The sequence below is a fragment of the Thermoclostridium stercorarium subsp. stercorarium DSM 8532 genome, from assembly GCF_000331995.1.
Lineage (GTDB): Bacteria > Bacillota > Clostridia > DSM-8532 > DSM-8532 > Thermoclostridium > Thermoclostridium stercorarium.
This window is the reverse complement of record NC_020134.1, coordinates 749,171-766,160: the sequence shown is the minus strand read 5'-3', so window position 1 is coordinate 766,160 and position 16,990 is coordinate 749,171. Positions and strand designations below refer to the sequence as shown.

General features: G+C 42.4%; 13 protein-coding genes. 1 reads left to right on the top strand and 12 read right to left on the bottom strand.

Features of this window, described 5'->3' with window-relative positions; genetic code table 11:
- Nucleotides 1–192 precede the first annotated feature (192 nt).
- The 11 genes from CST_RS03370 to CST_RS03320 all read right to left on the bottom strand — a co-directional run bounded on the left by CST_RS03370 (nt 193) and on the right by CST_RS03320 (nt 12,235).
- Entirely contained in the window at nt 193–552 is a 360-nt protein-coding gene (locus CST_RS03370; RefSeq protein WP_015358421.1) for a hypothetical protein, read from the bottom strand.
- Between the two features lie 70 nt (nt 553–622).
- Entirely contained in the window at nt 623–1,120 is a 498-nt protein-coding gene (locus CST_RS03365; RefSeq protein WP_015358420.1) for a chemotaxis protein CheD, read from the bottom strand.
- Entirely contained in the window at nt 1,114–1,728 is a 615-nt protein-coding gene (locus tag CST_RS03360) for a chemotaxis protein CheC (RefSeq protein WP_015358419.1), read from the bottom strand. The genes CST_RS03365 and CST_RS03360 overlap by 7 nt, the downstream gene beginning before the upstream one ends.
- Nucleotides 1,729–1,764: 36 nt before the next feature.
- Nucleotides 1,765–2,208, bottom strand: coding sequence for a chemotaxis protein CheW (locus CST_RS03355; protein WP_015358418.1), 444 nt, complete (start codon nt 2,206–2,208; stop codon nt 1,765–1,767).
- A 26-nt stretch (nt 2,209–2,234) separates the two neighbouring features.
- Nucleotides 2,235–4,286, bottom strand: a complete 2,052-nt coding sequence (locus tag CST_RS03350; RefSeq protein ID WP_015358417.1) for a chemotaxis protein CheA — start codon at nt 4,284–4,286, stop codon at nt 2,235–2,237.
- Nucleotides 4,287–4,379: 93 nt separating this feature from the next.
- Nucleotides 4,380–5,060: a flagellar brake protein gene (locus CST_RS03345; RefSeq protein WP_015358416.1), complete on the bottom strand. Its 681-nt coding sequence runs from the start codon at nt 5,058–5,060 to the stop codon at nt 4,380–4,382.
- A gap of 32 nt (nt 5,061–5,092) precedes the next feature.
- Nucleotides 5,093–6,001 (bottom strand): MinD/ParA family protein, encoded by a 909-nt coding sequence (locus CST_RS03340; protein ID WP_015358415.1) that lies wholly within the window; start codon nt 5,999–6,001, stop codon nt 5,093–5,095.
- 54 nt (nt 6,002–6,055) lie between these two features.
- Nucleotides 6,056–7,240 carry a flagellar biosynthesis GTPase FlhF gene (gene flhF, locus CST_RS03335; protein ID WP_015484904.1) on the bottom strand — a complete coding sequence of 395 codons (1,185 nt, stop codon included), beginning with the start codon at nt 7,238–7,240 and terminating at the stop codon, nt 6,056–6,058.
- A 64-nt stretch (nt 7,241–7,304) separates the two neighbouring features.
- Complete coding sequence (gene flhA, locus CST_RS03330) at nt 7,305–9,335, bottom strand: flagellar biosynthesis protein FlhA (protein WP_015358413.1); 2,031 nt, start codon at nt 9,333–9,335, stop codon at nt 7,305–7,307.
- Between the two features lie 357 nt (nt 9,336–9,692).
- Nucleotides 9,693–11,843 carry a heavy metal translocating P-type ATPase gene (locus tag CST_RS03325; RefSeq protein WP_015358412.1) on the bottom strand — a complete coding sequence of 717 codons (2,151 nt, stop codon included), beginning with the start codon at nt 11,841–11,843 and terminating at the stop codon, nt 9,693–9,695.
- A 14-nt stretch (nt 11,844–11,857) separates the two neighbouring features.
- Entirely contained in the window at nt 11,858–12,235 is a 378-nt protein-coding gene (locus CST_RS03320; RefSeq protein ID WP_015358411.1) for an ArsR/SmtB family transcription factor, read from the bottom strand.
- 272 nt (nt 12,236–12,507) lie between these two features.
- On the opposite strand from CST_RS03320, the gene CST_RS03315 reads away from it, so the two are divergent.
- Nucleotides 12,508–13,071, top strand: a complete 564-nt coding sequence (locus tag CST_RS03315) for a rhomboid family intramembrane serine protease (protein ID WP_015358409.1) — start codon at nt 12,508–12,510, stop codon at nt 13,069–13,071.
- Nucleotides 13,072–13,268: 197 nt separating this feature from the next.
- Here the strand turns inward: CST_RS03315 and CST_RS03310 are convergent, their stop codons facing one another.
- The gene (locus CST_RS03310; protein WP_015358408.1) at nt 13,269–16,934 is read right to left on the bottom strand and encodes a family 43 glycosylhydrolase; all 3,666 of its coding nucleotides are present in this window, start codon (nt 16,932–16,934) and stop codon (nt 13,269–13,271) included.
- Nucleotides 16,935–16,990 lie beyond the last annotated feature (56 nt).

Here is a 16,990-nt window from a genome sequence, read left to right as displayed (position 1 = left end):
CAGCCATTATGGCTTATCTTTTGTATAAAAATAATTACCCCGCAGTATAAAACGCTTAACTGGTAATATTATCTATCCTCTTATCACTATTTTAACCTACAGATGACATATGTCAACCATTTTTATTCATTTTCTACACCTATACCTAATATACCATATATATTTTAGTCAGAATAGACATAATACCCACCACTACTTTTCCGACTGTTTCAGCTCCTCCCTGATAATTTTGCTGACTTTTAACGGCTCGAACTCATCAAGTATATTTTCGTTTTTTTCTTTCGACATTTTCTCCTTCTGTTTTTGCTCCTTCTGCTTTTCCTCTTCTTTCAATGCCTCAATTTTCTCTTTTTCTTTCTTTTCCTTAACCTGGTTGTAAACTGTCTCCAGATTATGACGTGCAATAAAACCAATGATATAAAATACAACCATCGTTACTATCATCTGAAGAAGTATTTTGTCATTGGTCATGGAACGCACAAGCCCTATTATACCGGATATAATTGTCGCAAATAACGCAAGCAGCAGAGGAAGTCTCTTAATATAATACATTTTTTCCTCCCATAATTCGCTGATTAACTCATAATATTCTAAGCAAAGTAAAACATGAATAAAGCAGTCATTATATATAAGTGACTCCAAAACCTATTGTCTTAATCATCAAACGGCCGTCTTCGGAATAAAACTCGATGGTCCTTCCGTGAGTTCCGCCCGTATCTTCGGCAATCAGCGGAATATTCAATTCCTTCAAAACTTTTTTTGTTGCCTCCACATTCCGCTCCCCAACCCTGATCATATCTGAAAGGGAAGAATATGAAAACATCTGCGCTCCTCCGGCAATTTTCGCAACAATATTTTTTTTGTCAGCACCGTCTTTCAGCATATTCTCCAGAAGCAATCTTATTCCCGTGTCCGCAAATTTTGCTTTGTTGGCCTTATTCTTTGCCTGTTCCGACCAAGGAAGCATAATATGTGCAAGCCCGATCATTTTTGTCTTTGTATCATACAGTGCAATTCCGACACAGGAACCAAGCCCCAGCGTCACCAATACTCCCGGATGAAAAGTGTGTTTCAGGTCTGCCATTCCCACCTTTATGATATTACTTTCAGCCATCAGCATATTGCTCCTAATGAATTTAAAAGTTTCAGGTATGAATCTGTATCAGGTACAAGAAAGAAATCCCCGATAACCCTGTGCATTCCTTCAATAAATTCGGTCTCAATATACAAAACTTTGTCGGTTGTTTTTGCAAATTCAATTGCCGGAACACTCAGTATCGCACCGGCCATGTCAATTGCAATATCAGGGATATCAGGTTTTATGGAAAGTCCGGTAAGGGTAGATATAGCAGACAGATAAGATCCGGTAAGTATGTTTCCCACTTCTTTTAATGCCGACAGGGTTATTTCGTTATATTCCACTTCCTCATCAGGGTTTTTGCCCATGAGCATATTAATCAGCTTTTTAGCTGCACCCTCTTCAAGGACGAAAAGTATGTAGCCGGAAATATCGCCGCGGATTCCGAGAAGAATACCGGCAACCGGAGTTTCAGCGCCTCCAACAACCTCACTGACTTCAGAAAATCCCATGATTTTTATCTGGGGCACTTCCATATTCACTTTTTTATCAAGCATTTTGGCAAGAGCCGTTGCAGCGTTTCCTGCACCTATATTTCCGATTTCTTTTAAAATATCCAGATGGAATGAATTCAGAAAAATCTCATCCATGCTCCATAACCCTTCAGTTCAATTTTTACATGGCGTTTAAGCCGGAATTAATTCGGATATCAGTCTTTCGAGATTTAAAAGCGTTATCAGCCTTTCACCGCTTTTCGCGACTCCGCTTATATAATCAACATTAATGTTGCCGGAAAAACCTGTAACGCTTTCAATAGCAGTATCTTCAACCTGAAGCACTTCAACAACGGCATCAACTATAATACCATAACTTATGTTGTTGCCGATGTCCACCATAACAATCCGGGTACTGTCGTCCGCCTCCTTTTCAGGAAGCCCGAACCTCGTTCTTAAATCCATTACAGGTAAAACTTCACCCCTAAGGTTGATAACCCCTTTTATATACGGGGGGGTTTTCGGAACCCTCGTAATTGTCATCATTCTTTCTATTATCGTAACTTTATTTATATCAGCCCCGTATTCATCATTGTCTATTCTGAAAACAACGTATTGTTTTTGATTGGCTGCCACCGTTAAGTCCCCCTTTGTAAAACAGGTTATACTATCGCATTCACATCAAGAATTAAAGCCACATTACCATCGCCAAGAATAGTGGCGCCCCCGAGGAAACGTATGCCTGACAGCAGTTTTCCCAGAGATTTTATAACAATTTCCTGCTGATTTATCAGTGAATCAACTATAAGCCCGGTCAATTTCTCACCCTTTTTGACAACCACGCAGGTAAGATATTTCTTATTTGCGTCATCCTCCGGAACTTCTATATCCAGTACTTTATGCAGGCGAATAATGGGAATAACCGTGTCTCTTAATACCGTAACCTCCTGGTTGCGCACATACTTTATATCCTGCGGGTTCAGGTTATAGATTTCACGAATGGAATTCAGCGGGATTGCATATTTCTCATTTCCGACCATAACCAGCAAAGCCTGAATAATCGCCAGTGTCAGCGGCAGCCTGATAATGGTCTTGCTGCCCTGTCCCCGTCTTGAAATCAGCTCTACATTTCCTCCAAGAGCCTCAATTTTTGTTTTTACCACATCCAGACCTACACCACGTCCGGACAGATCTGTAATCTTGTCCGCCGTACTGAAGTTGGGCATGAACAAGAACTGGATAATTTCCTCGTCGGTCATCCCGTTCAGTATTTCTTCGCTTTCCAGGCCTTTTTCGAGAACTTTTTTACGCACTTTATCAACATTTATTCCTGCCCCGTCATCTTCCACTTCAATAACCACATTATTGCCGTCCTGATATGCCCTGAGCCATATGTTTCCTTCTTTGCTCTTCCCTTTTGCAATACGTTCGTCGGGCTTTTCAATACCGTGGTCGGCAGAGTTCCTAATTATATGAACAAGCGGCTCGCCTATTTCATCTATAACAGTCCTGTCAAGCTCGGTATCTTCACCGGACATATGCAGTACAATATCCTTGTCCAGTTCTTTCGCAATATCCCTGACCATTCTCGGGAAGCGGCTGAAAACAGTCTCGACAGGAACCATTCTCGCTTTCATCACGGCATCATGCAGATTTGTTGTAACACGCTCAAGGTTTTCCAGCGTCTGTGCAATGTCACGGTCCCTTTCACCTGCGGAAATGATTCCGTCAAGCCTTGTTTTCAAAATGATAAGCTCACTGACGAGATTCATAAGCACGTCAAGCCGCTCTATGTCAACACGTACGGTCTTTGAAGTTACCTTTTTGTCATTGGCTTTATGTACTGCAGCATCCTTCTTTTCCGGTTTGCTTTCCTTTACGGTTTGCTGCTTTGCAGTGTCCTTTTCCTGGGCAGAGTTAATGTTTTCCAGATGTTTTGCTGTTATTTCGGTAACTTCAACTTTTCTTACTTCGGATACAGAATTAATTTCCCTGACAAAAAAGTCCTTGTCTTTTTGCGTAATTACAACCACGGTGAAATAATAATCAAATTTTTCATCCTCTATGTCATTTACCGGGGGTACAGACTTAATAATATCCGAATTCTTTTCCAAAATCTGAAAGACAATAAAAGCTCTGGCAGCCTTTAATAAACATTTCTGATCCAGCTCCACATATATTTCATATACCTTTAAAGACTGTTGAAAAGCCTTTTCTATGACATCTTTATCGTATATGCTTAAATCCACCCGCAAACCTTCGCTCTTTTCCGCCTGTCCACTTTTACTCTCATGCTGCCCGGTGTCCTTTTCCGGTTTCTTTTCCGCCTTACCTCCGGTTGAAAATTCCGAGAGAAATTCAACTAATTCGCTGTATTCCTCATCGCCTTCGCTGCCTGTGCTGCTCACCGTATCCACATAGTTTTCCAGCGCGTCCAGGCATTTAAACAAAACATCCACAACTTCACCGGTGGCCTGTATTCTTTCGTTTCTCAGACCATCCAATACATCTTCCATTTTATGAGTCAGGTTGGCCATATTTGTAAAGCCCATTGTACCAGCCATACCCTTTAATGTATGGGCAACCCTGAATATTTCGTTTAAAATGGAAATATTGCCAGGGTCCTTTTCCAGTTCAAGCAAAGAGTTATTAAGATCCTGTAAATGTTCTCTCGATTCTTCAACAAATATGCCAAGATATTGACTCATGTCCATTTTCTCCGCACCCCCATAACTGCTTACTCTTATTATCGGATTAATTTTATATATTTTTGAGTATTCCTGTTTTCAGCTCAGTTTACCGAGCATTTATATCTTCATCCAACCTTTTCTGATTCTTTCTCTTTGAGTTTCAAAAACAAAACTTATTATTTTTTCACGATCCATGTTTCTAATATGTTTGTATATAACTCCCGTTTCATATCTGATTTTTCCTTTTTCGCGTATCTGTGTGGCACGCACAACCATTCCGGTAAAAACGATTTCCCTGTCCAGCCTCAAATTAACTTTAATATTAGTCCCCGCCTCATGGAAAACGTCAGTTATCATACAAATTCCACCGCCACTGATATCTTTTGTATAACACTTAATCAACGGCTTTTCCACATTAATCTCATCTTCGGAATCGATAACACAATACTCCACCGGCAATTCACAGTCCATTCTGAAAAAAGATCTTCTTTCTATCTTCTCAATCGGGCTTACGGGCCTTATCAGCATCATGGGCACAGGCTCTGCCGCCTTTCCTTCTATTACATCAGCTTCAAACACGTATATGTCATTTTCTCTTGAAAAGTAAACTTTTACTTTCGTACCAGAATTGATGGTATAGATTTTTCCCTGCGTAAAAGGATTATGTATCTTCATTAAGCTGCTGTCCTCATCGTATGACTCAAACTGACTAACCAGGCCGGAAGTTACTTTTTCCCCCTTTTCATCGAACAGCTCCAGTTCCAGTTTTGTTCCCAGTGCTATCTGATGGTACTTCATGTTAACCTCTCCTTAAATCATCGACATAACTATCAGTGCTGCACGCCATAACTGCTGAGTAGTCTGCTGAAAAATCCACGTATTCCTTTTGAATGCAAATTCATATTGGTTATACCCTCGTTATTGTAAAGAAGATTCATAGCCAGTTCGGTTATCTGATGGGAAGCCTGGCTTTTCGGGTAACTTATGCAAAACGGCTTCTGCTGCCTTACTGCCTTCGGTATGCATTCATCTCTCAATATGTATCCTGTTTTCTGCAGCTTAAAGGATAAAAATTTGTCAGAAACCATTAAAAGCTTATCCATTATTTCATTTGCTTCCTTATATGTTTCGGCTTTATTTACAACAAGCTTGACAATTCTGTGTTTATCCTGTTTTGAAATCATTTTTATCATAGCATAGGCGTCTGTTATCGCCGTTGGTTCCGGAGTTGTTACCAGAAGCACTTCATCTGCGGCTAAAATAAAACTCATAATGTTCTTTGAAAGCCCTGCACCGGTATCAATAAGTATTACATCAAAAATTTTATCCAGCAGGGATATGTTGGAAATAAACTCCACAACCTGTTCTTTCTCAAGCTGTATTAGCTCTTCAACACCCGAACCCCCGGATAAAAACTGAATATTATCAGGTCCGTCGGTTAAAACCTCAAATATATTACGTTCACCGCGTATAAGTTCCAAAAGTGTATATTTCGCGGATATTCCCAGCATTACATCCACATTTGCAAACCCAAAATCAACATCAAGAATCGCCACTCTAAGACCCATTCTGCTTAATACAATAGCAAGATTTACGGTAATATTTGTTTTTCCGACACCACCTTTTCCGCTGGTTACGGTTATTACTCTCGCTACGCCTTTTCTTTGCTTAAAGCCCGCATTCACTGGCGAGCCGATATTCCCAACAATTTTTCTAAGTTTGTCAGCCTGGTCTCCCATTAGCATTACCCCCGATTTTCAAGCAAAGATGAACAGCACCGACAAAAATATTTTTCAGAGAATACTTCTCGCAATATTTTCAACATTTGCCACCTCTATATCATCAGGAACGCTTTGTCCTACGGTTATATACGAAAGCGGTTTTCCCGTTGCGTACCTGGCGTTTAAAATTATACCAGGTACATTAACCTCATCGTATTTTGTAAAAAGCAGCTTAAAGTCCTTCAAAAAGCTGTAATGTTTTAAAATTTCCCTGCATGCACTGCGACTGACACCACAACTTAACAACAGATATATTTCGTCGGCTTCAGCGTTGTTTACAAGCGCCTTCAGTTCTGCAAACTGGGCTACGTTATTATGGCTGCGACCCGCTGTATCCACCAGAATAAGATCTTTGTCCTGAAATTCCGCAATGGCCTCTCTGATTTCGGATGGTGTATAAATCACAGATACCGGTACATTTAATATTTCGGCATAAGTCTTTAGTTGTTCAACAGCAGCTATCCTGTATGTATCTGCAGAAATAAACGCAATTTTTTTACGCTGGTTTAAAGTATATTCTGCGGCTAATTTAGCAAGAGTGGTTGTTTTGCCGACACCTGTAGGCCCCACAAACAATACCACTGTCGGTTTGCCGTCGTCACGCAGACGGATAGTCTGTGGCTGGCCCAACATTTCCTTAACCTTTTTTTCGGCTACGGCCATAATTTCTTCATAACTGTCCGAATCGCCGACGGAATGCCTTATATTATTTACAAGCGCATTAATGACTTCAGGCTCTACTTCGCTTTCAGACAATTTTTTGGTGAATAACATATACGGATTTTCATACGGCCTCGCATTTAACCTGTTTATCGCTGAAATTCTTGAAGTTTCAATCTTAGGATTTTCGTATTTCAATACCCTTTCTGAAACACTCAGCGCCTCATTTTTCTGTGCGTCATACATGTTTTTTATCATTGTTTCTATTCTGTTCAGACGGTTCTCAAGCAAATCTATCCTGGTTTTGTCTTCACTTACAGCACTTTTTATTTTCTCGGGTTCCGGACTCCTTCTTCTGGAAATTATATCATCGTCAACGGCAGCCAGAATTTCGGTCATTGGTTTTGAAAACAATCCCTTAATTCCCTTTTTGCGGACTTTCCGCGTGCTTAGAATAACCGCATCACTGCCCAAATCCATTTTTACTTTTAGCATAGCTTCCTGGATATCTTTTCCAGTATACCGACGTATTCGCATAGTACCTCCAAAAGTTGTTGCATTCTTTTTCTTTTCTTCTTACTTAAAACCAAATTCCTGTTATCTACGAACAGGTAACCATTCCTATTGATCTCACTTTCACCGACGGATCCAGCTCATTATACGACAAAACCACAAGACCGGGAATGGTTTGTTCTGTCAGTCTTTTAAAATACAAACGCACTACAGGTGACGCCAGCACAATAGGTTGCTTTCCAAGCTGTGCAACCTTTTCCACAAGCTTTAACAAATTCTGCATGATTTTGTTTGATACCGACGGTTCCAGGGCAATATAAGAGCCTGCCTCGGTTTTTTGCACCGAATCAAGTATAAGCTGCTCCACCTGAGGATCCAGCGTAATAACATCAGAGTTATCCGGTGTTATGAACGTTTTTGTTATCGCCCTTCCAAGAGCCTGTCTGACGTATTCTGTCAGCATATCGGTATCCCTTGTTACAGGAGCATAATCAGCCAGGGTCTCAAGTATTGTAACCATATCCCGAATCGAAACGCCCTCCCGCAGGAGATTGCACAAAACTTTCTGAACTTCACCAAGGCTGAGCTGTTTTGGCACCAGTTCCTCAACAATGGCAGGATAGCTGCTTTTTACATTGTCCAGAAGGGTTTGAACGTCCTGACGGCTGAGAAGCTCATGGGCATGCCGTTTGATTACTTCGGTCATATGAGTTGAAATAACCGAAGGCGGATCAACAACAGTATACCCCAGCATTTCAGCGCGATCCCGCTGGCTTTCGGTAATCCACAGAGCCGGCAGACCAAACGCAGGTTCCGTAGTGGGTATTCCTTCAATTTCTTCTTCCGCCGTTCCCGGATTCATCGCAAGGAAATGGTCAAGCAGAAGTTCGCCTTCTGCCACTTCTACACCCTTTATTTTTATAACGTACTGATTGGGATTTAACTGTATATTGTCACGCAGACGAATGACAGGTACAATCATACCCAGTTCCAAAGCCAGTTGCCGGCGGATCATTACCACCCTGTCCAGAAGATCTCCGCCTTGGTTTACATCGGCCAGAGGAATAAGCCCGTAACCGAATTCCAGTTCAATGGGATCCACATGCAAAAGGGTTACAACATTCTCCGGCTTGCGTATTTCTTCCACAGTCCGCTCTTCCATTTCCTTTTCGTCCTGCTTTATCTTCTCCTGCTCAGAATCCTGCATGCGAATTCCAAGGAATACGAGGAAAGCGGCAACTATTATCATAAAAAATCGTCCTATAATAAATGTCAGCAAAAAGCACGCGCCCGCGGCCACGAACATTGTTTTTGGACCTGTGAACAACTGGGAAATGATCTCTTCACTGAGCTCTTCATCTGATGCGGCTCTTGTAACGATAATACCGGTGGCAACGGAAATCAAAAGAGCGGGTATCTGAACGGCCAAACCGTTACCTATTGTCAGCTTTGTATATTTTTCAAGTATATCATTCCACGACGCACCGCTGTTTTGCATCATTCCCATTATAAAACCGCCGATTATGTTCAGTATGACGGTTATGAAACCAAAAATGGCGTCGTTTTTGACAAATTTGCTGGCACCGTCCATGGCGCCGTAAAAATCAGCTTCCCTTTGTATGTTTTTGCGCCTTTCCTTTGCCTGAGCTTCATTAATCAGCCCCGCATTCAAATCGGCGTCCACTGCCATCTGCTTTCCAGGCATTGCATCAAGCGTAAATCTTGCCGCAACTTCTGATACACGTTCAGCACCTTTTGTGATAACGAGGAACTGAACCAGCATGATGACAAGGAATATAATCGCGCCAACCACAATGTTATTTCCGCCTACAAATTCCCCGAAACTTTCAACAACCTTGCCGGCATCACCCTGGCCTATAATAAGCCTCGTTGCCGCAACATTCAGTGCCAGCCGGTATAATGTTGTAAAAAGCAGCAAGGTCGGGAAAGAAGACATTGACAGCGCATCCTTGGCATAGATTGCATTCAGAAGAACAAGAAGCGAAATAGTTATATTCAATATAAAAAGAATGTCCATTAATACAGTGGGCAGCGGAACAAGTATAACAAGTAAAATAACCACACCCCATATAGCGACGGCAAAACTTTTATATTTCATACTTTTCCTCCGCATTTCAAATTTATCATTTGTGTTACAATTAATTCAATATTATTTTACAGGAATTCTCAAGATTAAACAAGATGCGACAGAGAATTACCTGTCACCAAAAACAGACCTCGTCAATAAAATGGTATTAGATTAACATAAGGAGGTCAGAAATATGGACAATGTAGGATTCAGAAGATTTTTCAGCGACAATGCGGAAATTTTGTTTTTCATAATTCTCTTCCTGCTTTTATTCTATGACAACGGAAGGTACGACTACTAAAAAATCCAAAGATAAAAATACGGATACAAAAAACAAACCCCCGCTACGCGGGGGTTTTATTTTAATTTCATGCAATCCTAATCATCCTAATCCACCTGAAAGTTTATCAGCCTCATCGCATTAACTACGGCTATAAGAGCCACGCCGACATCGGCAAACACCGCCTCCCACATCGTCGCCAGCCCGCCGGCCCCCATAGCAAGAACTATAAACTTTACAGCAAAGGCTACGAATATGTTCTGATATACAATTTTTCTGGTTTCATGGGCGATGTTTATCGCCGTTAAAAGTTTCAGCGGCTCATCGTTCATTATCACTATATCCGCAGCCTCTATAGCCGCATCTGTTCCGAGACCTCCCATTGCAATGCCGACATCGGCCCTTGCAAGAACAGGAGCGTCATTCATTCCGTCACCCACATAGGCAATTTTCTTCTTTTTATTCTTCTGAGTCATAAGTTTTTCAAGTATTTCTACCTTATGCTGCGGAAGCAGTTCCGAATATACTTCGTCAATACCGATTTTCCCGGCCATTTCATCGGCATTTGCCTTTAAATCACCTGTCAGCATAGCAGTTTTTATTCCTTTTTTCTTGAGGCTTTCAATTGTTTTCCTCGAATCCGGCTTTTCAATGTCCGCCACAACAATTGAGCCCGCGTACACCCTGTCGACCGCGACATACACCACGGATCCGACGGTATCGGGAATTATTACCTCTATTTTCTCGGTATCCATTAAATTTTTATTTCCAATCATTACTTCCTGACCATTATACCTGGCCACGACGCCAAACCCCGGTAATTCGCGATGATCCTCCACGATTATTTCCTCATCGGTTGCCGGACATGCCTCGACAATAGCCTTCGCAATAGGATGATTTGAATACCTTTCAACAGCAGCGGCTATCTGAAGAAGTTTCAATTCTTCAACGCCGTCTGCAGGCAGAATTCTTATTACCTCAAACTCGCCTTTTGTCAAAGTTCCTGTCTTATCAAAAACAACAGTTTCAAGGAACGTAAGAGCTTCAAGATAGTTTCCGCCCTTAACAAGAATTCCGTTTTTCGAGGCAAGCCCAATTCCGCCGAAAAATCCAAGGGGAATGGATATTACCAGTGCGCACGGGCATGATGCGACAAGAAAGATCAGGGCTCTGTAAAACCAGTCTGAAAAAAGGCTGCCGAAACTTACAGCGCCATTTCCGCCGTTTACCGCCACAGTGATCAGAGGAGGAAACAGTGCGATGCCTATGGCTATTATTACAACCGCAGGCGTATACCATTTTGCAAACCTGGTAATGAATTTTTCGGTAGGGGCTTTCTTTGTTGCCGAGTTCTGAACCAAATCCAGTATTTTTACAGCCGTGGATTCATGGAAGGGTTTTGTTACCTTAATTTTCAACAGGCCTTCCATATTAACCGATCCTGAATAAACCTCATCATTGGCCTTCACTGTTTTGGGAACGGACTCTCCGGTAAGCGACGACATATCAAGGCTGGAACTTCCTTCTATTACGGTGCCATCCAGCGGAATTCTTTCTCCCGGTTTTACAATAATTATATCACCCGTCTGCACCTTATCCGGAGAAACCTTTACAACCGAATTTTCTGAAACCAGATTCGCGTAATCCGGTCGAATATCCACAAGTTCGCTGATAGACCTTCTGGAGCGCTCAAGTGAAATTTCCTGGAAAAACTCGCCTATCTGGTAAAAAAGCATCACAGCCACGCCTTCGGCATATTCGCCTATAGCCATTGCCCCTATTGTTGCAATGGCCATTAGGAAGTTTTCATCAAACACCTGTCCCTTGAAGATATTCCTTGCCGCATCATAAATAACTTCCCCGCCAAGCAGCAAATATGCGGCAAGAAACACAAGTTTCCTGTAAATGCCGTCCAGAGGCGATATCATTGCCGTTATATATATTACCGTACCTATGAAAAAAATTATGTGTTCGGCTCCCAAAAATTCTTTTATTGAAAACGGCTTTTCAACCTTTTTATTTGAAAAATCTTCCCCCTGCCATTTCGAAATTTTCACACCGGGTTCATGCCCATGAATGATTTTTTCGGCCTGATTTATTATGTCTGCCTTATTTCCGTCATATTCTATGGTAAGAAGCTTTGTCATAAAATTAAGCGAAGCCTTCACACCTTCAATATTGTTAATTTCCCTTTCAATTTCATTTGCGCAGTGGGAACAGTTTAAATTTTCAAGGTATAATACTTCTTTTTGTTTCATAACACAACCTCACTTTACTTTTCATTCAGGTGTATCAACCCCAGATCAAAAATCTGCTTTACATGTTCGTCGTCAAGGGCATAATAAACCACTTTCCCTTCACGCCTGTATCTGACAAGCCTTGCCTGCTTCAAAATCCTAAGCTGGTGGGATATGGACGACTGTGTCATGTTCAGAAGGGCGGCTATGTCGCAAACACACATTTCGCTTTCAGCCAGTGCGCATAATATTTTAATTCTGGTGGTATCACCAAAAACCCTGAAAAGTTCCGCCAAATCATACAGATTCTCATCTGAAGGCATCCTTGACCTTACATAACTCACCGTTTCTTCATGGATTACATTGCAGTCACACCTGTCAGACTCAAAATTTGTATCTTTAATGCTCTCCATAAATTCCACCCCATATCACTTGAACGTTTGTTCATATGAATATGATATCATTTTATATGGCAAAATTCAATATTTTTCTAATGCCATAGCCGAAACGAAATTTTTAACCATTCTTCCGGCATGTGCAGGCCGGCGATATGCCTTACAGCGGGAATTATCAGTACCGAAAGAGAAGTATTACGTCCCGTTGCATTTCGCTGTTGCAGACACCGGGGAAATAATATTAAAATTAAACTGTTCGGAATATAAGTTTTCCGGAGGAGTGTAACAAATTGTTAAAGCGGATACATTATAATTCTCCCGTTATTCTCACGTATGCATTTTTGTCTCTGACTGCGCTGGTAATCGGCTACATAACCGATATGGATTCCACAAGGCTTCTTTTTTCGGTTTACAGAAGCAATCCGGCCGACATATTTTTTTACCTGCGGCTTTTCGGCCATGTTCTCGGACATGTAAACTGGGAACATTATGTCAATAATTTTCTCATAATCCTTCTTGTCGGACCAATGCTGGAAATGAAATACGGCTCAAAAAACATGTTGCGTATGATTTTAATTACCGCTTTTACAACAGGCATATTAAACATTATTTTTTTCGATACCGCACTTTTGGGAGCGAGCGGCGTTGCTTTTATGCTTATAATTCTGAGTTCGTTTGTAAACATTAAAAAAGGCAGTATTCCGCTTACCCTTATCCTTACCGCTTCCCTTTATCTCGGAAGGGAAATTATGGCAGGTCTTACGGCGAACGATGACATATCCCAGTTTGCTCACATTGCGGGCGGCATCTGCGGAGGTGTTTTTGGATTCACACTGAGATCGGACAAAAATTAGTTTTTTACCGCAAAAAGCTTGTCATCACACCCGTCAGTCAACGCGGCTGTAATTAATGAATACCGTCCGGGCGATTTAATATGTGAATTTTAACAGGACAAGTATAAAAAAAAAGTGTGCATCTTATAAAACCTGTTTTTATTGAACAATACAATTAAAATAAACAAAAAATAAATCAGTCATTAAAAATTTACAGCTCATTCGCTGAAATACCAGTAATCAAAGTCGAACAGTTTTTTCTCCGATTTCCCTTTAAATACCAGATATAAATTATGTACTCCATGGACTCCTGAAACTTCAGTTGTATATTCCTTCCATTCCGGTTTCCCACCGCCTGCCGGAATGGCAAGGGTTCCAACCAGCTTGCCGTCTACGCTGTCGAGATGTATCTCAATGATACTGTCGGCGCTGACATTGGAAACCATTGCCGTAAAAGTGGACGCGCCTTTGTTACCGAAATCGACCTTCGACAGTCCGATCCAGTCTCCGTTGTCAATATCTGTCAGTGCTCTTTGAGCAGGATTGCCTTCCGAAATCGTTTTTGTGGAAACCCCAGCGTTCCATGCAAACGTCTCCGCCTCAACTCTGGTATAGGGATCAAGGTACTTAACCTGCGGTACTCCTTTATTATTTGCAATAACCTCCTGAATGGTTCCGTCGTCATTAAAGAAAACCTGATTTAAATGAGGAGAGCGATAGCCTTTCGGGATTCCCATCGCTTTAGCCAGGGTTTGTGCATGGTAAACAATATACCATTTGCCTTTGAATTCGAAAAGCGAGTGATGGTTATTGCCTCCCACACCGAAAAAGTGCCCGGGGTTCTTAAGAACTGTTCCGCCGTATTTCCACGGCCCCATCGGTCCGGAACTTGTCATATATGCAATTACGCCTGCCTGCGGACTTCCTTCCGGACGAGGTCCGCTGTAGAAATTGGCACAATAGGTAAAATAATAGACGCCTTTGTATTTGTTAATTCCCGAAGCTTCAAACATAAACGGCACGGGTATTGTAACGGCTTCACCCACAACGCTGATCATATCGTCACCAAGCTGCATTACGCGTGCAGTGTCAGGCATTGATTCCCGTCCATCAGGAACCCCACCTCCAAAATATATATAGGCTTTACCGTCATCATCTGTTAATACTGCAGGGTCGAACAGCCATACCACACCCTTAACACCGGGAGTGGAACGGGATATTAGCGGTCTTCCGAGAGGATCCTCCCATGGGCCGACAGGACTGTCACCGGTGAGAACGCCGATACCGCTGGCATTGTTGGAAAAGTACAGGAAGAATTTGTCCTTTCCGTTAACTACTTTATGCGCTATTGCAGGTGCCCACGACTGGCTTGCCCATTTGGCCGCCCCCTGAGGGCCTGCCACATGAATTTCGCCGTGGTCGGTCCAGTTCATAAGGTCGTCGGAAGAAATCACCGATATCTTGTTTATCCTTCCGTACGTGTTATCCTTTACTTCCCCCTTTTCGTCGTATTCCAGTATATCATTTGTCATATACACATAAACGCGATCCTTGTACACCAATACGCACGGGTCAGCCCCAAACTTATGAGAAATCAGAGGGTTCCCATTCGGCGGGACTTTCCCTACGGCGTTTGACGGAGCTGAAAAAGTTACCTTAAGTATCGCACTGTCGACATCGTAACTGGTTTTTTGATTATTCACTCTCAGAAACTCAACGGATTTAACCAAAATTTCCTTACTGAATGATTCCGGAATCTTTTTACTCAGCCTGAACTTTATGGACACAAGTTCTTTATCCAGCCCGTAGTTTATAAAACTAATGGGCTGACCGCCGGTGTTATATATCATCATGTCATATCTCCCGTCTTTGGGCTCAAGCTCCACTTTTGTCGCGTTCAAATTTTTTTCGTGGACGTCCACACCTATTACTGCCAGTTCTTCCGGAATTACCAAGGACGCATGAATACCGTATATGCTTTCATTGCCCGGTACTTCATTTATAAGTATTCCAAATTCACATACCGTTTCTGGGTCACCGCTGAGCTCTATTTCACTTTCCGTCAGATAAGCTTTCAGATCTGCCGAAGTACCTGTTCCAGTCAGTCTGTCGGCAAACCTGAAAAAGTCCACATCCACATAACCGCCGGTCTGTTTTGTAGCATAGTTGAATATCGCAAAACGGTAACCCATAAAATGCGGAATGGTATAACGCATCGCCAGTTTGCCGCCGAACATATTCCAGTCTCTGCCGTTATAACTGTAGAAAAACGCGGCCTCATCAACCGTAAAATCGAAGTCCACTTTCAGGTACACCTGTCTCTGCATAAGTTTTGTTCTCGCCTTTTCAACGCCTTTATCCACCATTACTATATAAAAATCGTTATCCTGCCTTGTCACCCCAATAAAGCCGTATTCCTGCTGAAAAGCCGCCAATCCCGCATAATCACCGTCAAGCATATGGGTTACGTCCATTAAAATCCAGCCCGAACAGTATGGTCCCTGAGTCCGTTGAGTCAATACATTTCTGGCCTGCAGTATATTCTCAGCCTCATTACAGGTCCACAGGCGCAGATATCCCTTCCTGTCCGTAAGAGACCATTTAGTATTTTCGGGGTTGTGATTCCATTGCCACGTCAGGCCGAGCACAGAACCGTTCGGCAACGCTTCGTCCCTTTCAGCCCGGTTAAGCGCATTTACCTCAGCGGATACGTCATCGACATTCATAAGATCATTAAAGCCGCTGTTCGCCACAAACTCCGAACCCTTCGCATCGGAATAGTCATATGCACCCAAAGAACCCGTATTCACGTCAACCGCGTCTTCCTGGTAAAATTCATCACTGACGATCAGCTGCGACACAAAAGAGCTGTCTCCCGGTTTATTAAATTGGATGGGGACTTTTCCTTCTTCATCGCCATAAACAGGCCAGCCATCTTCCCATCTCACCGGCACCAGCACAGGTACACGCCCTACAGCATCGTGATCCTGAAAGAGCATGGCATACCACTTGCCGTCAGGAGTATCCACTAACCCGCCTTGCGCCACGCCATGCTCTTTATAGCCCATAGTATCGCTCAATACAAGACGACCTTCATACGGTCCGTCAATCTGATCGGCACGGTAAACGTATTGTCTTCTTATATTTCCGTTTTCCCACCAAATCGTGGTGATGTAGTACTTTCCGTTGATTTTGTATGCGTGTGAACCTTCCATTCCTTCTTGACCGGAAGCTATAATGACTTTGTTCAGTCCTGAAGGACTGACAGCCTTGTAATCAGAGGTAAGCTCCTTAATCATGATGTTGGTTCGTCCGTAAATTATATACGCCTTCCCGTCATCATCGAACAGCAGCGAAGGGTCATGAAAATACTCCCTGAATTCCGTCCTTTCCCACGGGCCTTTGGGATTATCCGCACTGAAAAGATATGTTTTGCCTGTATCCAGCGCGGCAAACAGCACGTAAAACTTACCGTTATGGTATCTTATACACGGAGCCCAGGCACCTTTCCCGTAAATATTCAAACCGTTTCGCAGGTTGTGGGCGTCATTTTCTTCAAGGCGCTCATATGTATAGCTGATGATTTCCCAGTTGACCAGGTCTGTGGACCTTAAAACCGGTGTTCCTGGCATCATATGCATTGTAGTGCTGACCATATAATATTCGCCATCAATGCGGATCACATCAGGATCAGGGAAATCCGCCCATATTATGGGGTTTTTCGCCATACCGAAATCCTTCTCCGTTACCACAGCTTCCTTCTCCTTAACGTTTCCGGATGTTTCCCGGTATTTATTCGCCAAAATGCCGGATAATATCACAAGAATTGCAATAACAGCCACGCTTATTGCAACCAAAAGATTTCTTCGGGAAAATGTATTCATCATTTCCCTCCTGTCTTTGTGCCTTGCGTTCCCCCTTGATTAAGCCGTCAATCGGT